The 21,773-nt window shown below is 61.6% G+C and carries 20 protein-coding genes and 1 tRNA gene; 11 read left to right on the forward strand and 10 right to left on the reverse strand.

The window, feature by feature from the left end:
• Positions 1 to 253: 253 nt before the first annotated feature.
• Both BHE75_RS02370 and BHE75_RS02375 read right to left on the reverse strand, forming a co-directional pair.
• On the reverse strand, positions 254 to 529 hold the full coding sequence (locus tag BHE75_RS02370; protein WP_254684340.1) for a hypothetical protein: 276 nt from the start codon (positions 527 to 529) through the stop codon (positions 254 to 256).
• Between the two features lie 73 nt (positions 530 to 602).
• Positions 603 to 830 carry a hypothetical protein gene (locus BHE75_RS02375; RefSeq protein ID WP_070932121.1) on the reverse strand — a complete coding sequence of 76 codons (228 nt, stop codon included), beginning with the start codon at positions 828 to 830 and terminating at the stop codon, positions 603 to 605.
• Positions 831 to 944: 114 nt separating this feature from the next.
• On the opposite strand from BHE75_RS02375, the gene BHE75_RS23860 reads away from it, so the two are divergent.
• Complete coding sequence (locus tag BHE75_RS23860) at positions 945 to 1,280, forward strand: hypothetical protein (RefSeq protein WP_139181609.1); 336 nt, start codon at positions 945 to 947, stop codon at positions 1,278 to 1,280.
• Between the two features lie 268 nt (positions 1,281 to 1,548).
• On the opposite strand, the gene BHE75_RS02385 is transcribed toward BHE75_RS23860, so the two are convergent.
• Together BHE75_RS02385 and BHE75_RS02390 are read right to left on the reverse strand one after the other, a co-directional pair.
• The gene (locus BHE75_RS02385) at positions 1,549 to 2,139 is read right to left on the reverse strand and encodes a hypothetical protein (RefSeq protein WP_070932125.1); all 591 of its coding nucleotides are present in this window, start codon (positions 2,137 to 2,139) and stop codon (positions 1,549 to 1,551) included.
• Between the two features lie 92 nt (positions 2,140 to 2,231).
• Positions 2,232 to 2,513: a helix-turn-helix domain-containing protein gene (locus tag BHE75_RS02390; RefSeq protein ID WP_084652846.1), complete on the reverse strand. Its 282-nt coding sequence runs from the start codon at positions 2,511 to 2,513 to the stop codon at positions 2,232 to 2,234.
• 63 nt (positions 2,514 to 2,576) lie between these two features.
• On the opposite strand from BHE75_RS02390, the gene BHE75_RS02395 reads away from it, so the two are divergent.
• The 9 genes from BHE75_RS02395 (at position 2,577) to BHE75_RS02430 (ending at position 13,938) form a co-directional block, all read left to right on the forward strand.
• Positions 2,577 to 2,846, forward strand: a complete 270-nt coding sequence (locus BHE75_RS02395; RefSeq protein WP_139181610.1) for a DUF5818 domain-containing protein — start codon at positions 2,577 to 2,579, stop codon at positions 2,844 to 2,846.
• 63 nt (positions 2,847 to 2,909) lie between these two features.
• Positions 2,910 to 4,223, forward strand: coding sequence for an XRE family transcriptional regulator (locus BHE75_RS02400; RefSeq protein ID WP_070932131.1), 1,314 nt, complete (start codon positions 2,910 to 2,912; stop codon positions 4,221 to 4,223).
• Positions 4,207 to 5,346, forward strand: a complete 1,140-nt coding sequence (locus tag BHE75_RS02405; RefSeq protein WP_070932133.1) for a beta family protein — start codon at positions 4,207 to 4,209, stop codon at positions 5,344 to 5,346. The genes BHE75_RS02400 and BHE75_RS02405 overlap by 17 nt, the downstream gene beginning before the upstream one ends.
• Positions 5,347 to 5,433: 87 nt before the next feature.
• Complete coding sequence (locus tag BHE75_RS23010; RefSeq protein ID WP_302622696.1) at positions 5,434 to 5,622, forward strand: helix-turn-helix domain-containing protein; 189 nt, start codon at positions 5,434 to 5,436, stop codon at positions 5,620 to 5,622.
• Between the two features lie 64 nt (positions 5,623 to 5,686).
• Positions 5,687 to 8,659 (forward strand): type I restriction endonuclease subunit R, encoded by a 2,973-nt coding sequence (locus BHE75_RS02410; protein WP_070932135.1) that lies wholly within the window; start codon positions 5,687 to 5,689, stop codon positions 8,657 to 8,659.
• Positions 8,649 to 9,980 carry a restriction endonuclease subunit S gene (locus BHE75_RS23015; protein ID WP_084652848.1) on the forward strand — a complete coding sequence of 444 codons (1,332 nt, stop codon included), beginning with the start codon at positions 8,649 to 8,651 and terminating at the stop codon, positions 9,978 to 9,980. The genes BHE75_RS02410 and BHE75_RS23015 overlap by 11 nt, the downstream gene beginning before the upstream one ends.
• Positions 9,977 to 11,101, forward strand: coding sequence for an anticodon nuclease (locus BHE75_RS02420; protein ID WP_070932139.1), 1,125 nt, complete (start codon positions 9,977 to 9,979; stop codon positions 11,099 to 11,101). Before BHE75_RS23015 ends, BHE75_RS02420 begins: the two co-directional genes overlap by 4 nt.
• On the forward strand, positions 11,098 to 12,714 hold the full coding sequence (locus BHE75_RS02425) for a type I restriction-modification system subunit M (protein WP_070932141.1): 1,617 nt from the start codon (positions 11,098 to 11,100) through the stop codon (positions 12,712 to 12,714). The genes BHE75_RS02420 and BHE75_RS02425 overlap by 4 nt, the downstream gene beginning before the upstream one ends.
• Positions 12,715 to 12,729: 15 nt before the next feature.
• The gene (locus tag BHE75_RS02430; protein ID WP_070932143.1) at positions 12,730 to 13,938 is read left to right on the forward strand and encodes a phospholipase D family protein; all 1,209 of its coding nucleotides are present in this window, start codon (positions 12,730 to 12,732) and stop codon (positions 13,936 to 13,938) included.
• A gap of 114 nt (positions 13,939 to 14,052) precedes the next feature.
• Here the strand turns inward: BHE75_RS02430 and BHE75_RS02435 are convergent.
• From BHE75_RS02435 to BHE75_RS02460, 6 genes are all read right to left on the reverse strand, one after another.
• Positions 14,053 to 14,128 (reverse strand) — tRNA-Lys (locus BHE75_RS02435).
• 141 nt (positions 14,129 to 14,269) lie between these two features.
• Positions 14,270 to 15,370 (reverse strand): rod shape-determining protein RodA, encoded by a 1,101-nt coding sequence (gene rodA, locus BHE75_RS02440; RefSeq protein ID WP_015459213.1) that lies wholly within the window; start codon positions 15,368 to 15,370, stop codon positions 14,270 to 14,272.
• Positions 15,370 to 17,418, reverse strand: a complete 2,049-nt coding sequence (gene mrdA, locus BHE75_RS02445) for a penicillin-binding protein 2 (protein ID WP_084653427.1) — start codon at positions 17,416 to 17,418, stop codon at positions 15,370 to 15,372. The genes rodA and mrdA overlap by 1 nt, the downstream gene beginning before the upstream one ends.
• Positions 17,415 to 17,912: a rod shape-determining protein MreD gene (locus BHE75_RS02450; protein WP_070935396.1), complete on the reverse strand. Its 498-nt coding sequence runs from the start codon at positions 17,910 to 17,912 to the stop codon at positions 17,415 to 17,417. Before BHE75_RS02450 ends, mrdA begins: the two co-directional genes overlap by 4 nt.
• A gap of 26 nt (positions 17,913 to 17,938) precedes the next feature.
• Positions 17,939 to 18,817 carry a rod shape-determining protein MreC gene (gene mreC / locus BHE75_RS02455; RefSeq protein WP_015459216.1) on the reverse strand — a complete coding sequence of 293 codons (879 nt, stop codon included), beginning with the start codon at positions 18,815 to 18,817 and terminating at the stop codon, positions 17,939 to 17,941.
• A 16-nt stretch (positions 18,818 to 18,833) separates the two neighbouring features.
• Positions 18,834 to 19,874 (reverse strand): rod shape-determining protein, encoded by a 1,041-nt coding sequence (locus tag BHE75_RS02460; protein ID WP_015459217.1) that lies wholly within the window; start codon positions 19,872 to 19,874, stop codon positions 18,834 to 18,836.
• 116 nt (positions 19,875 to 19,990) lie between these two features.
• On the opposite strand from BHE75_RS02460, the gene mutL reads away from it, so the two are divergent.
• Positions 19,991 to 21,772 carry a DNA mismatch repair endonuclease MutL gene (gene mutL, locus BHE75_RS02465; protein ID WP_070932145.1) on the forward strand — a complete coding sequence of 594 codons (1,782 nt, stop codon included), beginning with the start codon at positions 19,991 to 19,993 and terminating at the stop codon, positions 21,770 to 21,772.
• Position 21,773: the final 1 nt, after the last annotated feature.

The following is a 21,773-nucleotide window of genomic DNA, read 5'->3' on the forward strand; positions in this document are numbered from 1 at the left end:
CGGCAGTTTTTGGCGAAACCCCTGAATCAACGACAGGCTCAGCCGTCAAGCTAACCTGCTGATACCACTCAACTTAATTTCCGATCGGGCTCTTAGACCGGCTGATGGCGGCAGGTTATTCGGCTCGCACGATCGACGATGCGAAGGTCATCGCAAACGTCAAAAGCGGTCGTGGCCCTGGTGCGATGTGGCGGCAAGGATGATAAAGAGCGCAATATTCGCGCATACGTCGATATTGCGCTCTTTTAGGCTTTCATTCGGGTGCAGCCGCCAGCGCCTTCCTTGCTTCGCCGAGCGCTTTCGAGCCATTGGTCCATTGCCAAGGTTGCCGCGCGACATGCTCCTTGCCGAGGTTCGGGTATTGCCGTGTCTGTTTGGCAGCCAGCCGAAGCAGCATTCGAGCATCGCGCGGCGGGACCTTCATTTCGCGGGCGAGCTGCTCCAGCGTGACGACTTCGGGCTTGTGACCGTCTGCCTTACCGGCTTCGACGATCGGGGCTGTGGGCTTCGCGATGTTGGTTGTGGTCATGTCGGTCATCTCCTTTTTGATTAGGACCGACATTTCCAATAAGATAGGCGCGGAAGGCGTGTCAGGAGAAATCCTAGAAATCTTCGTCGCAATCCATGATCGGGATCGTAAAGGTCGTCAAACCATCGGTGAATACATATTCATCGTCATCGCTTCCGATTTCGAAGGTGTAGCGACGCCCGTTCACATCGATGTGGATGATTTCGTTGGGATCGTAGACCACATTGATCGTGGTGTCGGGGAACAACGCCTGAGCGTGCGATAACAGGTGGGTGCGGTCGAGTGGTTGGTCGTCGGACATGATGGTCTCCTTTCGTTGACCATCACCCCATTAAGATCGAGAGCTGCTTGAAGTCAGGAAAAATCCCGGAAGCATCAAGTTTTCTCTTCATCCCATACGCTTAGATTCGGATGCATGAAGGACTATTGTTCAACTAAAGACATACCAATTCGATCGGCGGTGATCGCATGGCAACCGGCATTCCTGCGTCGTAGCGATGGCGACGCGGCTGCTGGCGACGTAGCTGTTTTCAAATTTCTCGATTCTGGCGAACGCTTGTTCGCTATGACGCACGGCGCGTGCTGGCATGACTGGGCCGAGCAATCGGTAGACGAATTGACCGCCGCGCTGGATTGGCTCAAGCGCATCATGGTTCGAGAATACGGCATCGACCCGCAGCGCATCGAGGCGGCCTTCGCCGTCATCCCTGAATATCGCCGACACCAGCCCAACCGAGGTCGGACGCGATGATGGGGCAGAGCGGGTTGTTTAGTCATCGCGGGTACCACTGGGGTCCCATCGAAGGCTTGGGAGCATAGGTCGCGGAATTCAGCGGCTTTCGGGTCGATTGACACCGATTCCACGAAATGCGCAGAGATCGAAAACGGCAGAAATCCGTCAGGACCCGCTGATTGGATATGAGGCTATATGGTGGGCGCGGATCGCGGTTTTGCGGGTCTTGGCGCTACCTACCGAACATGCTGGGTATCCGCTGGGCATCAGACCGCCAAGCAACGAATTATGAGATATCGTTGACCAATCCGCGCAGCCGTTCGCGGTAGATCATTCGCGCGTCGATCTTCGCGGCTTTGAGGCGCTGTACCATGGCCCATCGGTTGCGCCCACGAGGACGCGCATAGCGGGCATCGCCCTCGACCTGTCTCTGTAGCTTGCTCGCCTTGCGTTGGGCGCGGGACAATTCATCATCGCTCTGCACTGCGTAGGCCAGCCGGTGGGCTTTGCGAGACGCGAACATGCCATCGACGAGGAATAGCTGTTCGCATCGCCTGCCATCGATCGGGCAGAGGAGATAGCAGCGGACGCCACCATAGGGGCAGGGGATGCATTCGATCGCCACGCGTTGACTGATGGTGCCAGCACCCAAGGGATCGATAATGCGCATTGATGCATCGCCGGTGTCGCTCAGGTTGATGAAAATTCGCACGCTGAGCGCCTCTGGAGCCTGATTTCGCCAGCGCAATGTGTCATACGTGCATTCGCCGGGGCGAAGCAGCCCTGCGCGCTTCAACACGCGAAGGTCGATGGCAGGATATTGCTCAACGGCCCCGCGATAGACGCTGCGCCGCCGTCCGGAGTTGATGCCGCCCATGATGGCCTCTCTGTGTCGTTGATGCTGGCCATTATACGAAATAGTCTGGCGAAGATCAGGCGGAACCCCGGCTATGCAGCCCGGCTATACAGCTAATCGAGCAGCCGCCCCGGCGTCACGCCCAAGGCCGTGGCCAGCTTGTCCACCACAGTAATCGTTGGGTTGCGAGCTCCGCGCTCAAGGTCGCTGATATAGGTTCGGTGCAATCCCGCCTCGTCCGCGAAGACTTCCTGCGACCATCCTTTTTCCTGCCGCAACAGGCGCAGATTTCTCGCAAGGCGCTCCCGAATATCCATCGCTGCGACATGGACCGTGATGTAGCCAATCAGTCTACAGACAATCGGTGACAATTCACTTTGCCAGACCGCCGCCACTTTCTTATCGATGTCACTGATCGACTACAGAGGGAGGTGGTAAATGCATCAACGGATGGTCCCATGCCGCTAGGCTCACTTCACACGGTGCGAGGCATCATTGCGCAGCGACCGGGCTATCGGTTCTTCATCGCCGTCCATGAAGGCGGAGAATGGGAACTCGAACCGAGCCGTCGCTTCTCGCGATATCTCGATTGCTCCGTGACGATCGAAGGCGTCCGCACCGGTTTTAATCGGCTGGAGGTCGTTCGGATCAAGCGCGACGGCGAAGAATGGTCACCGAGCCAAAGCTGGACGAGGTGGTTCAATCGCTGGCGACAAACAAAGCGGTAGCGCCTTAGCTCGCTGCGTGGAGCCGACTTGACACATCAGATATGATGTTTAATTTGCGGTTTTATGCCCGGGGCTGCGCTAATCACTAACGAACGCCAAGAGCGCGAAGTCTGTGCGCTCATCGACCAGATCGGTGAGGCACTTTCTTCCGATCAGGTGCTACAGCAAATTGTCGATGGTTTACCGCCTGAGATATTGGATGCCATTCGGCGTTCTTTGGTCGCGGAACGGCAAGGGCTAATTGAAAGCCTCGAAGCATATCGGACAGCACAAGGCGGGGATGTGACCGGCCTGAAAGCTCGTGCGGGCAACGATCTGGGCGCGTTACTCGTCGCTGCTAGGGTGGCAAAGGGCTGGAAGCAGAAAGAGCTAGCCCGCCGGCTGTTCCTCCCCGAGCAACAGGTCCAGCGATACGAGGCGGAGCGTTACCGTAGCATCAGTCTATCCGGCCTCCAGCGCGTTGCGCGCACGCTTGGTATCAAGCTCACGGCCCACATAGACCAGCCCCTACAAGAGCCGTGGCTTCCATCTTATGAGATGTCGTCGAGCGAGCTTCAAAAGGTGTTGAAGCACGCACGCGAGAACGGTTGGCTGGATAAAGCCGACCAGTCCGACGACAATGGTATCAGCCAACTTCGCCGCACCGTCGCGGAGCATGTCGGCGAATATGGGACGCCCTCGCTGTTGCGAACGGGATTGAACGTCCACGATCTGTCGAAAGATTGGTTTCTGCTGGCGTGGAAGGCACAAGTCACGCGGAGCGCGCTCCGCCTGATTCAGCGGAAGAAGCCTAAATATCGGCCACTCAATATGTCGTGGCTCAGTGAACTGGTTAAGCTGAGTGTGTTCGACGATGGCCCCGTACGTGCGAAGGAGATGCTTGCCGAGCAAGGCATCTTGCTGGTCATCGAGCCGCAGATCGCCGGAATGCGTGTCGATGGTGCTGCGTTCCTGATTGATGAGCATCCAGTGATCGGCCTGACGCTCCGGCTCGATACCTTGGACAATTTTTGGTTCACGCTGATGCACGAGATGGGGCACGTTATCTTGCACTATCGAACGGGATTGGCTTCCGGCTTCTTCGATGACTTTGAGCATCTCGAAATCGACGAGATGGAAGAAGAAGCGAATCGCTTTGCCCAAAACATGCTCATTCCCGATGCGGTTTGGAGCAAATCGCCAGCACGCATCGCTAAGACTGCGGAGCCAATAGAACGCTTGGCGAAACAGTTGGGGATAGCGCCTGCGATCATATTCGGCCGCTTGCGTATGGAGAGGCAGAACTACAAGATATTCTCTGACAAGATTGGGCGGGGCCGTGTTCGAAAGCAGCTCCTCAGCAAAACAATCGAGGTGAACGATGAACCCGTCATATAGGCCGGTCTATTGCAGCGCCCTTCGGATGAAGGCTGGAGAGTTGGAAGGCGTCCGCCAGCTTGCGCATGACGTGGCGGATAGCGTCCTGCCGCGCTTTATCGTTCCCCCGAAGAAGGAGCGGAACGACGCAGAGCCACTTCTGATCGAGATGGCCGAGATGCCAGACATCAGCGTGGCACTGGCGGCGCATTGGCGGGATCGCCCTGCGCTCATCGACGCCACCTACATCATTGACGAATATGGCCGGGATCGTCTGGCGGCATGGTTGCCGAGTATGTTTCAGCGAGCGTGGGCCGCTGGTGTGATTGCTATCCCCATCGCCCAGCTCTCAGACTTGGGTAGCGCAGAAGTCTCGGCTTTCCGGGCATCCATCCCCGGACAGTCCCCGCTCAAGTTTGCTATCTGCGTTTCCTCGGATGAATTGGTTGGGGCGGAGTTGCGCGCCACTCTCTTAAACATCCTGTCATCGTTGGGGCTAAACCCGGCCGATTGTGCTGTGGTAGCTGACTTTGCCGGTGCCGAGTTGTCGGACCCGATGATAGCCGCCCCGATCATCAGCGGTGCGCTTGAAACCTTGCAGGAAATTGGCGCGTGGCGGCACATCATCTTTCAGGGCACGCATTATCCCGAAGTGAATCCGGCTAAGGACGGCACTGCCGAAATCTGGACGCGCAACGAATGGCTGGCGTGGCGCGAAGCGGTGCGGTTCGATCCGACGACGGCCGAGTATATGATTTTCGGTGACTATGCCGCCGATTGCGCCAAGATGGCCTTCGGAGGTGGAGGCGCTCCCGCCATCCGCCATATCCGTTACGCGACGCCCGGCGCGTGGCGTGTCCAGCGCGCGGTTAAGGAGGGCAAGGACGCGCAGCGGATGCACGGTGTCTACAAGGCGATCGTCGACAGCGGCGATTTTGCCGGAGAGGGCTTTTCGAGCGCCGATAGCTTCATCGCAAGCGGAGCGAAGAACCCGACAGCAGGACCGGGCAACTCGACCACATGGCGGCAGCTAAACACGACGCATCACATCACGCAGGTGGTCAGCGACATCGCGAAGGTTCGAGGCATCGCGATCAAGAAAGCTCCGGCATCGGAGGAGTTGCAGCTTTTGCTACCGGCGTAGAAGCCGCTTGTGATCGACTCTAGACGACGGTAGCCTGCTCAAGCCGATTCTGGCGGATGGGGGCTAGCTGTGGAACCAGAGCCGTGGGTGACCGCCGAACAGGTGGCGCATCACCTTGGTGTCGTGAAAGACACAGTATACCGCTGGCGTGAGCAGCGAAATCTGCCCGCCCATCGGGTTGGGAGGCTTTGGAAATTCCAAATCTCGGAAGTCGATGAATGGGTCAGGGCTGGTGGGCCGGATTCCTTCTCGTCAGAGAAGGGGCATGCGTCGTGAAACTGCACATGCGTGGTCCTGCGCCTATCAGCCTTCTGCCCGTGGGTGACGCGGGTGCTCGGCTATGACCGGAGCTGAAGCGCAGATCGAACGCGATCTCATTTCGAAGCTCCAAGAGCTTAAATACGAATATCGTCCAGACATTCAGGATCGCTTCGGGCTCGAGAGGAACTTTCGAAAGAAGTTTGAAGAGCTCAACCGTGTCACGTTGTCGGATAGTGAGTTTACACGCCTTTTAGAAAAGATTGTTACCGCAGACGTCTTCGCTGCCGCGAAGTCGCTGCGCGAGCGTGACACGATTGAGCGCGACGATGGCACGCCGCTCAACTACACGCTCGTCAATATCCGAGACTGGTGCAAAAACAGCTTCGAGGTCGTCAACCAGCTACGGATCAACACCGACAATAGCCACCACCGCTATGACGTGATCTTGCTGATCAACGGCATGCCGGTTGTGCAGATCGAGCTCAAGGCCCATTCCGTCAGCCCGCGCCGGGCGATGCAGCAGATCGTCGAATACAAATCTCAACAGGGCAACGGATATAGCCGCACGCTGCTCTGCTTCATACAGCTGTTCATCGTCAGCAACCGCACCGAGACTTGGTATTTCGCCAATAACAACGAAGAGCACTTCAGCTTCAATGCCGATGAGCGCTTCCTTCCGATCTACCAGTTCGCGGCGGAGGATAACCGCAAGATCGGCCGCCTCGATGAGTTCGCGGACAAGTTCCTGGCCAAATGCACGCTGGGTCAGATGATCAGCCGCTACATGGTCGCCGTCGCTAGCGAGCAGAAACTGCTGATGATGCGACCCTACCAGATTTACGCGGTGAAGGCGATTGTCGAGTGCATCCAGCAGAACATCGGCAACGGCTATGTCTGGCACACCACCGGCAGCGGTAAGACGCTGACATCGTTTAAGGCCTCGACACTGCTCAAGGACAATCCAGACATCGAAAAATGCCTGTTCGTCGTCGACCGCAAGGATCTCGACCGGCAGACGCGCGAGGAGTTCAACCGCTTTCAGGCGGGCTGCGTTGAGGAAAATACGAACACCGAAACACTGGTCCGCCGCCTGCTGTCCGACGATTACGCCGACAAGGTGATCGTCACCACGATCCAGAAGCTCGGCCTCGCGCTCGATGGCGGCAACAAGCGCAACTACAAGGCCCGCCTGCAGCCGTTGGCTGACAAGCGCATCGCTTTCATCTTCGACGAATGCCACCGCTCCCAGTTCGGCAAGAACCACGATGCAATCAAGGAATTCTTCCCGCGCGCGCAGCTATTCGGATTCACCGGCACGCCGATATTCGAGAAGAATGCACGCTACGAACAGGTCGAGGGCGAACACGCCAGCCTGCGCACCACTGAGACCTTATTTGAGCGCAGCCTGCACGAATACACGATCACCCATGCAATCGAGGACCAAAACGTCCTCCGCTTCCACATCGACTATTATAAGGCGGAGGGGGACAAGCTGCCCAAGCCGGGCGAGGGGCTGAAAAAGGAGAAGGTCATCGAGACCATCCTTGCCAAGCATGATGCCGCCACTGCCGACCGGAAATTCAACGCGATCCTCGCCACCGCCTCGATCAACGAGGCGATTGAATATTGGGAGAAGTTCAAAGCCATCCAGGCGGCCCGCGCCGCCGCCAATCCGGACTTCCGCCCGCTCAACATCGCCTGCGTTTTCTCTCCACCGGCGGAAGGAAACCCCGACGTGCGCCAGTTGCAGGAGGACCTGCTGCAGGAGCTGGAAGACAACAAGGTTGATCCCGATACCAAGAAGAAAGCGCTGCGGGCGATCATCGACGATTACAACGCGCAATATGGAACTAATCACCGCATCGGCGAATTCGACCAATATTATCAAGACGTGCAAAAGCGCATCAAGGATCAGCAATGGCCCAATGGCGATCTGCCGCACGTGCAGAAGATCGATGTCACCATCGTCGTCGATATGCTGCTCACCGGTTTCGACTCTAAATTCCTGAATACGCTCTATGTCGACAAGAACCTGAAGCACCACGGCCTGATTCAGGCGTTTTCGCGCACCAACCGCGTGCTCAACGATAGCAAACCTTATGGCAACATTCTCGATTTCCGGTCGCAGCAAGGCAACGTCGAAGAGGCGATTGCGCTGTTCTCAGGTGAGAGCGTCGATGCCCCCGCCACCATTTGGTTGGTCGATCCCGCGCCCAAGGTGATCGCCAGCCTGACCGACGCGGTGAAGCGGCTCGATGATTTCATGGTGTCACAGGGGCTGGAAGCCCGCCCGGACGAAGTAGCGAACCTGAAGGGCGATGCCGCTAGAGGACAGTTCATCGAGCTGTTCAAGGGCGTGCAGCGGCTGAAAACCCAGCTCGATCAATATACCGATCTGGAGGAAGAACAGAAGACGGAGATCGCCAAGACCGTGCCGCCCCAAACGCTGCAAGGATTTCGCAGTGCTTACCTTGAAACCGCACAGCGACTGCGCGCGGCGCAGCAGCGGCAGGGCGGCGAGGCCGTGCCGGAGGTCGACCAGCTCGATTTCGAATTCGTGCTCTTTGCCTCAGCAGTGATCGACTACGACTATATCATGAGCTTGATCGCAAAGACGACGCAGGCCCCGGCAGGCAAGCGGACGATGAACCGCGAGCAGCTGATCGGCATCATTCAGGCAGATGCCAAGTTCATCGACGAGCGCGACGATATCGCCGAGTACATTCGCGGCCTTCCGGTCGCTCAGCCGCTGGAGGAAAAGGACATCAAAGCCGGATATGAAGCGTTCAAGGCGGAGAAAAAGGCGGCCGAGCTGACTGCGATTGCGACAGCGCACGGGCTGGAGGTCGCGGCGCTGCAAGCCTTTGTCGACGAAATTATCCGGCGCCGCATTTTCGATGGCGACGCGCTGAGCGACCTGATGGCTCCGCTCGGCCTCGGCTGGAAAACGCGGACGCAAAAGGAACTGGCGTTGATGGAGGCGCTCACCCCGTTGCTCCACCGGCTGGCGGAGGGCCGCGAGATTTCAGGGTTGAGTGTTTATGAGCAGTGATAGCGCGCACGCAGTGACGGACGAGGGGGAGGCTGCACAAGTGCTTGTGCCAAAGCTGCGGTTTCCGGAGTTTCGTGATGCGGGGGGGTGGGTGCCAACACCCCTGCGCGACGTTTGTGAACCCATCAATGAGAAAGTCGGTAGCGCGAAGTTGACTCCGGTTAGCATCACCGCAGGGCGCGGCTTCGTTTCGCAAGCCTCGAAGTTTGGTCGAGATATCTCGGGCGTTCAGTATCGGAACTACACATATCTGCGGCAGGGTGATTTCGCCTATAACAAGGGCAATTCACTTTCCTATCCGCAGGGCTGGGTTTGCCAGCTAAAGGAATTTGAAGAAGCGGCAGCATCAAGCGCGTTTATTTGCTTTCGACTGCGTGAAGATTATCATCCGACGTATTTTCAAGCACTGTTTGACCAGAATGTGCATGGTCGACAGCTGCGCAGATTCATCACGAGTGGAGCACGCAGCAACGGCTTGCTGAACATTAGAACAGACGACTTCTACGGCGTCAAAATTCCGCTGCCGCCCAAAATAGCTGAGCAGCATAAGATATCGGACTGCCTGTCTACGCTTGATGATTTGATCGCGGCGGAGAGGGATCGGCTGGTGGCGCTGCGCGCATATAAGCAAGGGCTATTGCAACAGCTCTTCCCGCGCCCCGAACGCATCGAAAACGGCGAGAAAATCCCCGCTGAAACCACCCCCCGCCTACGCTTTCCAGAATTTCGGCATGCAGGGGAGTGGGAGGAGCGAACCTTAGCGCAGATATCGCCCGCAATCTTCGACGGCACGCACCAAACGCCGACATATGTTGACGAAGGCGTTCCGTTCTACAGCGTGGAGAATCTTGTCAGTGGGGCCGCGAATAGGTTCATATCACAGGCCGATCACGATTTGGCCACTGCCAAAAACAAACCTGAAATTGGGGATCTGCTCATCACTCGGATCGGAAAAATCGGCTACTCTAAAATCATCGACTGGGAAGGTGATTTCAGTATTTACGTGACGCTGGCAGTCGTCAAACAGTCTTCCGGTTTTAATTCTGGTTATATGCACGCCTTTTTCCAGTCTGAAAGATATCAGGCCGAACTTGCGCAGCGGTCGCTTTTAAACGCAGTGCCCTGCAAGATTAATATGGATGAACTTCGCAGGTCCGTCGTTTTGCTGCCGAGCATGGCGGAGCAAGAGAGGATCGCCAGTTGCTTCAGCGATTGCGATCGTGGAATCGAGGCACAATTCGACAGGGTCAAAGCCCTCAAAACCCACAAATTCGGGTTAATGCAGCAGCTCTTCGCGTTACCCTGTGAGGTGGCCGCATGACGCCAGCCGCCCCCCACGCCGATTTGCCCGCGCTCGCCGTGCATCTGCGCGAGGTGCTCGACACCAAGAAATGCATACTGCTCTACGCGTATAACGGCACGGGTAAGACGCGGCTGTCGATGGAATTCAAGGACATCGGGAAACAGGGCGACGCGCGCGACACGCTGTATTTCAACGCCTTCACCGAAGACCTGTTTTCATGGGATAACGACCTTGACGGTGATACCGACCGCAAGCTGCGGCTGAACGCCAATTCGCGCTTCTTCGCCGGGCTGGAACAACTCGAAATGGACAACCGCATCCGCCCCCTGCTCGTGCGCTATGCCGATTTTGATTTCCGTATCGATACCACTGACTGGGTGGTGACGTTCTCGCGGGAAGAGCAGGGCACAGACGATGAGGGCAATATCGTTCCTGTCACGCGCGACAACATCAAGGTTTCGCGCGGCGAGGAAAACATCTTCATCTGGTGCTTTTTCCTCGCCATCGCCCATGTCGCGATCGATGCCGAGGAGGGCAACCCTTATGAATGGGTGCGCTGCCTTTACATCGATGATCCCATCTCCTCACTCGATGAGCATAATGCGATCAAGGTCGCCTGCCACCTTTCCGAGATGCTGAAGCGGGAGGACAACAAGCTCAAGACCGTGCTTTCGACGCATCATCCGCTGTTCTTCAACGTGCTTTGCAACGAGTTCGGGAAGGCGCGGAAGCTGTTCCTGACCAAGGCGGCTGACGGCCGCTATCTAGTCCGCGAAACGGGCGATACGCCGTTCTTCCACCATGTCGCCATCCTGAGCGAGCTGCAGAAGGCGGCCGATAGCGGTGAACTCTATACCTATCACTTCAACATGCTGCGCGCGGTGCTCGAAAAGACATCAAGCTTTCACGGGTTCAAGGGGTTCACCGCGCTGATCCGGCGCGAGGACGACGATCCCGATGGCGTTGTTTATGGCCGCCTGCTCAACATCATGAACCACGGCAATTATTCGCTCTACGAACCCGTCGAGATGGTGCCGGAGAACAAGGAGGCGTTTCGCCGCATCCTCGCCAACCTCCGCGCGCAGTACACCTTCAACCCTGAAATCTTCGAAGACACCCAGCAGGCAGACGCAGCATGACCGAACAAGAACATAAAAAGCTGGGCCAGACCCTGTGGAACATCGCCGACCAACTGCGCGGGGCGATGAACGCGGACGATTTCCGCGATTACATGTTGGCATTCCTGTTCCTGCGCTACCTCTCCGATAATTATGAGGCGGCCGCGGCGAAGGAGCTGGGGCCGGATTATCCTTCGCTCGGCGCGGATGATAAGCGCGCGCCGCTCTCGGTCTGGTATGCGGCCAACCCTGAGGACACCGAAGAATTTGAGCGGCAGATGCGCCGCAAGGTCCATTATGTCATCCAGCCGCCTTACCTGTGGACCAGCATCGTCGAAATGGCCCGCGTGCAGGATGGCGACCTGCTCGATACCCTGCAAAAGGGGATGAAGTTTATTGAGGATGAGGCCTTTACGAACACGTTCAAAGGGCTGTTCTCCGAGATCAACCTATCGTCCGAGAAACTCGGCAGATCATTGCCGGATCGCAATGAAAAACTGTGCAAGATCATCACCGAAATCGCCAAGGGGCTGAAGGAGTTTTCGGCGACCAGCGACACGCTGGGCGATGCCTATGAATATCTGATCGGCCAGTTTGCGGCCGGCGGTGGGAAGAAGGCGGGGGAGTTCTACACGCCGCAATTCGTCTCCGACATTCTGTCAGAAATCGTGGCGCTCGATAGCCAGGATCCAACGCAGGGCAAGCGCGGCCATATCGACAGCCTGCTCGACTTTGCCTGCGGTTCCGGCTCGCTGATCCTCAACGTCCGCAACCAGATGGGGCCGCGCGGCATCGGCAAAATCTACGGGCAAGAAAAGAACATCACCACCTATAACTTAGCGCGCATGAACATGCTACTGCACGGGGTGAAGGACAGCGAGTTCGAGATTTTCCACGGCGATACGCTCACCAATGAGTGGCCCATGTTGCGCGAGACGAACCCGGCGAAAGTGCCGCGTTTCGACGCGGTCGTTGCCAACCCCCCGTTCAGCTATCGCTGGGACCCGTCGGACGCGATGGCCGACGATGTGCGCTTCAAAAATTATGGCCTTGCGCCAAAATCGGCCGCCGATTTTGCCTTCCTGCTCCACGGTTTTCATTTCCTCAAGGATGACGGTGTGATGGCGATTATCCTGCCGCACGGCGTCCTGTTCCGTGGTGGGGCGGAGGAGCGTATCCGCACGAAGCTGCTCAAGGACGGGCATATCGACACGGTGATCGGGCTGCCTGCCAACCTTTTTTACTCGACCGGCATCCCTGTCTGCATTCTTGTGCTCAAAAAATGCAAAAAGCCGGATGACGTACTGTTCATCAACGCTGCCGAGCATTTCGAACGCGGCAAGCGGCAAAACCGGCTGACCCCGGACCATATCGCCAAGATCGTCTCCACCTATCAGCACCGGAACGAAGAGCCGCGCTATTCCCGTCGCGTGCCTATGTCAGAAATCGCTGACGAGAAAAACGGCTACAACCTCAACATCAGCCGGTATGTCAGCACGGCGGAGGCCGAGGCGGAGATTGACCTTGCAGCCGTCCACGCCTCGCTGGTCGAGATCGACAAGCGGGTGAAGGCAACGACCGCACAGCACAACGAGTTTTTGAAAGAGCTGGGTCTGCCGCTTTTGCCCATGTGATCGGAGGAGGGGGGGATGGATGTTGAGCTACTGGATGCGCCAGAAGTTTCTAAGCGGCTCAAAAGGTTAATCGACAAACACGACGAAATACATGTGGCCGTGGCATGGGGTTACAATGGTCCTGTTGCCGATCGGCTGCTTCAAAATGCCCACAAGTTTAGCTCGGTAACGATCGGTATTTCGTTCTGTCAGACCGACCCCAATCTTATTGAGCGTCTGGTGGGGACGAAGAACGCTTTTATCGCGGATGGTGGCAGCGCGACGTTTCACCCGAAGCTCCATTACTTCCGATCAGGGGACAATGCCGAAGCAATTGTCGGAAGCTCCAATTTCAACGTGGGCGGGTTGGGCAAGAACTGGGAGGCCTGCATTCATTTGAAGGGGCACGTCGATTCCCCCGTATTTAAGCAGGTGCGGGCATGCCTTGAAACATATCGCCCGCTCCGGAGGTCAGTCACCGCTGCGATGGCGAAAAGCTACAGATTGCAGTTCGATGCGGCGAAAGCGCTCAGAAAGCCCAAAAATCCGGTGATGCCGAGTGAGGCCGCCGCGTGGCGACAATTCACGTCACCCTTGGTCGAGATGGAATGGGACACCTACCTAAGCGCTGTCCGATCCAGCCGCTATCACGAACTAGATAAGAGACTGGGTCTCCTCCGCACCTGTCAGCGCCTTTTCGCAACCGTGGGGTCGTTCGCTGAGCTTTCAGCGAACGAATGGAAGGCGATCGCCGGGGTAATCGGCGAAGCGCAGAAGCGAGCTTCTGGATTGGATGATCATGACTGGGGTTGGTTCGGCTCAATGAAAGGCATGGGAGATTTTGCGAATCGCATCGCGGAGCAAGACGGTTGGCTTACCCGTGCGGTTGACAGTATCCCGAGACATGGCGACGTTACGTGCGCGCAATACGAGAGGTTCTGCGGATACTTTTTGCGAGCATTCGAGCGGTCGCATCGGACCGGCGGCGTCCCGACAGCAACGAGACTTCTAGCAATGAAGCGGCCGGACACATTCGTGTGCGTAAGCAAACCAAACAAGGCGGGGTTAGCGCAGGCTCTGGCATTTTCGCCGTCGACGCTCGACCTCGAAAACTACTGGGAACGGGTCGTAGAGCCGGTCCGGGCTTCAACTTGGTACAACATTGATCGACCGACCGGGGAGGAAGCCGAGATATGGGATGGGCGCGTCGCCATGCTGGACGCGATCTACTATTCGCCCGACTGACGACCGCGCGGGTTGTCACTCGGTCGATGCGTGAAGGCGACGAACGAGTCTGGGACCCCAATGGGACCCCACGATTAGGCAGCACGCCGCTGTCGTATCTACGTTATTGAAAAATGGTGGACGCACTAGGGCTCGAACCTAGGACCCGCTGATTAAGAGTCAGCTGCTCTACCAACTGAGCTATGCGTCCATCCCGTTGGAGACTGAATGTCTCGAAGCGAGGCGCGCCCTTTGCCCCAGGGCGGGCGCCTTGTAAACACCCTTTGGCAGATTTTTTTGCATTGCCGCAGGCGTGGGGTGGTCGGGGCCTCGGGCGGGGGTGGCGATTGTCTTAGCGGCCGGCCTTTTCGGCGCGGTCGATCGCCATCAGCAGGCCCAGGCAGAGCATCACCGTCATCACCGCCGATCCGCCGAAGGAGACCAGCGGCAGCGGGATGCCCACGACGGGGGCGAGGCCCATCACCATCGAAAGGTTGATGGCGACGTAGAAGAAGATCGTCATCGAAAGGCCGCCGGCCGCCAACCGGCCGAAGCGGCTGCGCGCGCGGAGCGCCACGCGGACGCCCCAGTTCACCACCAGCAGGAAGGCGACGATGATGAACAGCCCGCCGGCCAGCCCCCATTCCTCCGCCATCGTCGCGAAGACGAAGTCGGTATGGCCTTCGGGCAGGTAATCGAGATGGCTCTGGGTGCCGTTCAGGAAACCCTTGCCGAAGATGCCGCCCGATCCGATCGCGATCTTCGACTGGCTGATATGATAGCCGGTGCCGAGCGGATCGCTTTCGGGATCGAGGAAGATCAGCACGCGGTTGCGCTGATATTCGTGGAGCGAGAAGAAGATGATCGGCAGCGCCGCCAGGAAGGCCGCGCCCGCGCCGATATAGAGGCGCAGCGGCAGCCCGGCGAGGAAGGTCACGACCACGCCGCCCGCCAGGATCATCGTGGCGGTGCCGAGATCGGGCTGGACGAGCACCAGCGCGAAGGGAACGCCAATCAGCGCGGCGGCCGGCCAGATCGCGCTGAAGCGGCGTATCTCGCCCGCCGGCAGCAGATCGTAGAAGCGCGCGAGCACCAGCACGATCGCCGGCTTCATCAGCTCCGACGGCTGGAGGCGGATGAAGCCGAGGTCGAGCCATCGCTGGCTGCCGCCGCCGACGAAGCCGAATATCTCCACGATCACCAGCGCCGCGACGATGATCGCATAGGCCGGGAAGGCGGCCGCCTTGATCTGGTCCTCGCGCACGCGGGACAGCAGGATCGCGCCGAACAGGAAGGCGCAGAAACGGATCCCCTGGGAAAGCGCCCAAGGCTTCAGGCTGCCGCCGGCGGCCGAATAGAGGACGACGAGGCCGAAGCCGCCGATGGCGATCACCGTGGCGATCAGCCGCCACGGCAGCATGGCGAGCGGGGCCGGGACGAGCGGATCGCGCATCAGTCCGTCTCGACCGGTTCGTTGCCGACGGCGTCGGCGGCGGGCGCGGCCGCTCCGTTGTTCGCGGCCGGCGCAGGGGCGGCGGCGTTCGATGCGGCGGACGCCGGCGCCGGGGCGGGCGGAGCCGCGGGCGCCGGCTTCTCGCGATTGGCCCATTCGGCGGCTTCGCGGGCCATGCGCGTCTCGATATCGCCGCCCCAGCCTTCCTCCATCTTCTCCAGCGTCGCCAGCGCCTTCGCCGGATCATAGAGATAGGTCATCACGTCGCGCGCGATGGGGGCGGCCACGGCCGATCCGCCGATGCCATGTTCGATCACCACGGCGGCGGCGTAGCGCGGATTTTCCACGGGCGCGAAGCCGATGAACAAGGCGTGGTCGCGATATTTCCACGGCACGCCCTCGCCGCCGAACTTGCCGCCGCGCGCGCGCTCGGCGGCGGTGATGTTGCGGACCTGGGCGGTGCCCGTCTTGCCAGCCATCTGCACGTTGGCGATCGGCAGGCGCGACCGGCCGGCGGTGCCGGGGCCGTTCACCACGTCGCTCATCGCCGATCGGATGAAGGCGAGATGTTCGGGGTCCACGTCCAGCGCCTCGCCGCCCTTCAGCGGGCTGCGGGCGAGCAGGCGCGGCATCAGCGCCCGGCCCGATGCGATCCGCGCGGACATGATGGCGAGCTGGAGCGGGTTGGACAGCATATAGCCCTGCCCGATCGTGGCGTTCACCGTGTCATAGGTGTTCCAGCCGGTCTTGTAGCGGCGCTGCTTCCACGCGGTATCCGGCACGGTGCCGTAACGCTGCGAGGCGACGGGCAGGGGGAATTCCTCCCCCAGGCCCAGCTGGCGCATCATCGTGGCGATGGCATCGATGCCGATCGTCTGGGAATAATGGTAGAAGAAGACGTCGCAGCTCTGGTGGATGGCGCGGCGCATGTCGACATGGCCGTGGCCGCCGCGCTTGTGGCAGTGGAACAGGCGGTTGCCGAGCCGGTAGGCGCCCGTGCACACCACCGATTCCTCCGGCCGCTGCCCGGCGCGCAGCAAGGCCAGCGCCACCGCCGGCTTCACCGTCGATCCGGGAGGATAGAGACCCTGCAGCGTCTTGTTGAGCAGCGGCAGGTGATCGTTGGCGTTCAGCATCGCATATTCGGAATGGCTGATGCCGTCGGAAAAGCTGTTGGGATCGTAGGACGGCATGGAGGCCATGCACAACAGGTCGCCGGTATGGCAATCGACCACCACCACCGATCCGCTGTTGGTGCCGATGCGCCGCGACGCATAGGTCTGCAGCCCCGCGTCGATCGACAGGCGCAGCGTGCCGCCCGCCACGTCCGACCGGGTATCGAGATCGCGGACCAGCTTGCCGCGCGCCGTCACCTCGCTGCGCCGGGCGCCGGGCTTGCCGCGCAGCACCGGCTCCATCACCTTTTCCAGCCCCTCCTTGCCGATCTTGAAGCCCGGCGCGATCAGCAAGGGGTCCCTGTTCTTCTCATAATCCTTGGCGGAGGCCGCGCCGACATAGCCGACGAGGTGGCCGACGGCGGCGCCGGCCGGATAATAACGGGTATAGCCGCGCGCGGGCGCCACGCCCGGCAGCTCGCTCTGGCGGACGCTGACGGCGGCGAAATGCTCGTAATCGATCTTCTCGGCCACCTGCACGGGGCGGAAGCCGGCGGCGTCCTTCAGGTCCTCGCGGATGCGGTCCACCTCCTCCTCCGGCAGGGCGAGCAGGCGGGCGAGTTCGGCGAGCACGCGCTCCTCGTCCTTCAGCTGGTCGGGGATGATGTCCACGCGGAAATCGGTGCGGTTGATCGCGATCGGCTGGCCGTTGCGGTCGATGATCCAGCCACGCCGGGGGGGGATGAGGATGAGCTGGACGCGATTATCCTCCGCCATCAGGCGATAGCGTTCGTTCTCCGCGATCGAAAGCCAGCCCATCCGCGCGGCGAGTATCGCGCCGATGCCGATCTGCGCGCCCCCCAGCACCATCGCCCGCCGGGTGAAGGTGAGGAGCTGCTGCTGTTCGGTGACGATGCGGCGGCCGCGCTTCACCGGAGCCGCCAGCGGTCCAGCGCCGCGCACAGGCGCATGGCAGCCGGGAAAAGAAGGATGGTGATGATCGTCTGCGGCACGATCGCGAGCAAATGGCCTCCGCCGGTGGTGAATGCGACAAGGCCGACGCCGCCCGCCAGGCAGAAGATGATCGCCGCCGCCGCCGTCAGCCAGTCCATCCAGTAATCGCGCCACACCGCGCGATTGTCCATCATGTCGAACGCCACGAACACGATGGTCCAGAGCGCCATGGCGGAACCGAGCGGCTGGCCGCTGAACAGATCGTCGAACAGCCCCAGCGGCAGCGCGATCCAGCTCGGCCACATCTCCGGACGGAGCAGCCGCCAGCCGAGCAGCATCAGCAGGCCGAAGGGCGGCAGCAGCGGCCAATCGGCGACGATCGGCAGCAGCGTGACCAGCGACCCCGCCAGCACCGTGGCGATCGGCACCCAGCGGGCGCGGCGCGGCAGCAGGACGATATCGTCATCGTCCATGCCGACGACGCGGGGGCGCGATCCGTTCACGGGCCGGTGGGCGCCGGGGGCGGCGGCGGCAGATCGGACTGGAGGGGGCGCAGCACCATCGCGAAATCGAGGCGGGCGGGATCGGCCAGCGGCATGGCCCGCGCGGCATCGCGCGTCACCTTCGTCACCACCGCCACCGGGATGCCGGCGGGATAGATGCCGCCCGCGCCCGTCGTCATCACCACGTCGCCCCGGCGGAAGGGCGATGCGCCGGCAATCAGCGACCTAAGCTCGATCGATCCGTCGCCCTGGCCGGTGGCGAGCGCGGCGACGCCGCTGCGGATGATCTGCACCGGCACCACGCTGCTGCCGTCGGTGATCAGCAGCGCGCGGGAGGATATCTGGCCCGCTTCCACCACCCGGCCGATCAGCCCTTCGGCGGATCGGATCGGCTGGCCCGGCTCCACGCCCGCCGTGCGGCCGGCGCTCAGCGTCACCAGCCGGCGGGTGCTGCTGGCGGACGATCCGATCACGCGGACCACCGCCACCGTCTCGCGCTTGTCGCCGACGAGGTTGAGCAGCCGCTTGAGCCGGCGATTCTCGAAATCGATGGCGCGGGCTTCCACCAGCTTGGCGCGCGATGCCTCGATCTCGCGCCGCAGCTCGGCATTCTGGGTGCCGGCGCGCCAATAGGCGCCGATTTCTTCGCCGATCGTCGTCGCGCCGTCCACCAAGCCGCGCCCGGCCGATGTGGCGGGGGCGGCCAGATCATTGGCGGTGGCGCGCAGGGCGGAAAAGCCCTGCGGGTCGAAGCGCGCGGCAACCAGCAGCAGCAGCGCGACGACGATCCCGGCCACCGCGATCACATAAGCGGCGAACAGGCCATATTGCGCGCGGCGCGAGAATCCGGGGCGTCTGAGGCGCGGCGGCGCCATCGCCGGCCGAGCCCGCTCAGGCGGTCTGGAGCACGCCGCGGAACGCCGGATCCTCCAGCGCGCGGCCCGTTCCCAAGGCGACGCAGGTCAGCGGGTCCTCCGCGACGGTGACGGGCAGGCCGGTCTCCTCGCGGATCACCTCGTCCAGCCCGTTCAGCAGCGCGCCGCCGCCCGTCAGCACGATGCCCTGGTCGACGATGTCGGCGGCCAGCTCCGGCGCGGTATTCTCCAGCGCGATGCGGACGCCCTCGACGATCGCCTGCACCGGCTCGGAAAGCGCCTCGGCGATCTGGCTCTGGGTGATCGTGATTTCCTTGGGCACGCCGTTCACCAGGTCGCGGCCCTTGATGTGGATCGTCTCGCCGCGGCCGTCGGCCGGCATACGGGCGACGCCCATTTCCTTCTTGATCCGCTCGGCGGTCGATTCGCCGATCAGCAGGTTGTGGTTGCGGCGGACGTAGGAGGCGATCGCCTCGTCCATCTTGTCGCCGCCCACCCGGACGGAGGTGGTGTAGGCGAGGCCGCGCAGCGAAAGCACCGCCACCTCGGTGGTGCCGCCGCCGATATCGACGACCATCGATCCCACCGGCTCGGTCACCGGCATGTCGGCGCCGATCGCGGCCGCCATCGGCTCCTCGATCAGCCACACCTGGCTGGCGCCGGCGTTGGAGGCGGCGTCGCGAATCGCGCGGCGCTCCACCTTGGTCGATCCCGAAGGCACGCAGATCACGATTTCCGGGAAGCGCGGGAAGCGGCGCTTGCCGTGCACCTTGTGGATGAAGTGCTTGATCATCTGCTCGGCCACGTCGATGTCGGCGATCACGCCGTCGCGCATCGGGCGAATCGCCTCCATGCTTTCCGGCGTCTTGCCCATCATCAGCTTGGCGTCGTCGCCGACGGCACGCACCTTCTTGATTCCATTGGTGGTTTCGATGGCGACCACGGATGGCTCGTTGAGCACGATTCCGCGCCCCCGCAGATAGACGACCGTATTGGCCGTTCCGAGATCGATCGCCATGTCATGCGACATGAACTTGAACCACCGGGTAAATGACATCAGTTCGCCTGTCCGTGGATGCTGCGCCGCCGATCGCGCCCGTGCATTGAGCCCCGTGCATGGTCGGGTGGAAATGCCGGTCGCGGGATGCTCGCGCTTGGGCTAGAGCGGCAGCCATGTCAATACGCCGCCTTCCCGAACATCTGGTGAATCGTATCGCGGCCGGCGAGGTGGTCGAAAGACCCGCCAGCGCGCTGAAGGAGCTGGTGGAGAATGCGGTGGATGCCGGGGCCACCCGCATCGCCATTTCCCTGTCCGACGGCGGGCTCGCGCGGATCGAGGTGGCGGACGACGGCTGCGGCATGGCGGCGGACGAGATCGCGCTGGCGCTGGAGCGGCACGCCACCTCCAAGCTGCCCGACGATGCGATCGAGGCGGTATCGACGCTGGGCTTCCGGGGGGAGGCGCTGCCCTCCATCGCCAGCGTATCGCGGCTGACGATCGAAAGCCGGGTGCGCGGGGCGGACGGCTGGTCGCGCACCGTCGACAATGGCGCGCTGGCGGGGGAGGGGCCGGCGGCGATCCCGCCCGGCACTCGCATCCGCATGGAAGGGCTGTTCGATCGCGTGCCAGCCCGGCGCAAGTTCCTGCGCTCCCCCCGTGCCGAATATGCCGCCTGCATGGATGCGATCCGCCGGCTGGCGATGGCGCGGCCGGACATCGGCTTTTCGGTGGAGCATGACGGCCGCCGCGCGCTTTCGGCGCCGCCGGGCGAGGATCGCGCGTCGCGCGTCGCCGCGCTCACCGATCGGGCGCTCGCCGAAAACAGCGTGGCGATCGATTATGTGCGGGGCGAGGTGACGCTGCGCGGCGTGGCGGGCCTGCCCACCTTCAATCGCGGCGTCGCCGATCATCAATATCTCTTCGTCAACGGCCGGCCGGTGAAGGATCGGCTGCTCGTGGGCGCGCTGCGCGGCGCCTATCAGGATATGCTGGCGCGCGATCGGCATCCGGTGGTGGCGCTGTTCATCGACCTGCCGGGCAGCGAAGTGGACGTGAACGTCCATCCGGCCAAGACGGAGGTGCGCTTCCGCGATCCGGGGCTGGTGCGCGGCCTGATCGTCGGCGGCCTGCGCGCCGCGCTCGACGCCGCCGGCCACCGCAGCGCGCAATCGGCGGACCCGGCGGCGATGGGCGCCTGGCGCAGCGAGCCGATGGGCGCGCTCGGCAGCCCGGTTGCGGCGCCGTCGCCCGGCGCGGGCTGGGCCGCGCCGCGTCCGCCGGTGCAGGGATCGGTCTGGGATCATGCCCCCGCCTTCGCGCCGCAGCCCCAGGCGCGGGCCGAGCCCGCCCACGCGCCGCCGCCCGAGGCGGTGGACTATCCGCTCGGCGTGGCGCGCGGGCAGGTGGCTGCCACCTATATCGTCGCGGAATCGGCCGATGGACTGGTGCTGGTCGATCAGCATGCCGCGCACGAACGGCTGGTGCTGGAACGGATGCGCCGGGCGATGGCCGATGGCGGCGTCGCGGCGCAGGCGCTGCTGCTGCCCGAGGTGGTGGAGCTGGACGAAGGCGCCTGCGACCGGCTGGAGGCCCGGATCGCCGAGCTGGCCGAAATGGGGCTGGAACTGGAACGCTTCGGCCCGCAGGCGGTGCTGGTGCGCAGCGTGCCGGCGCTGCTGGGCGGCAGCGACGCCAAGGGCCTCGTCACCGATCTCGCCGACGAGCTTGCCGCCTTCGGCGAGGCCCTGTCGCTCAAGGAAAAGCTGGATTCGGTGGCGGCGACCATGGCCTGCCACGGGTCGGTGCGGGCCGGCCGTATCCTTTCGGTCGCGGAAATGAACGCGCTCCTCCGCGAGATGGAGGTGACGCCCCATTCCGGCCAGTGCAACCACGGCCGGCCGACCTGGATCAAGTTGGGCCACGCCGATATCGAGAAGCTGTTCGGCCGGAAGTAGC

Origin of the sequence: Edaphosphingomonas haloaromaticamans (assembly GCF_001853345.1) — a bacterium.
Lineage (GTDB): Bacteria > Pseudomonadota > Alphaproteobacteria > Sphingomonadales > Sphingomonadaceae > Sphingomonas_E > Sphingomonas_E fennica.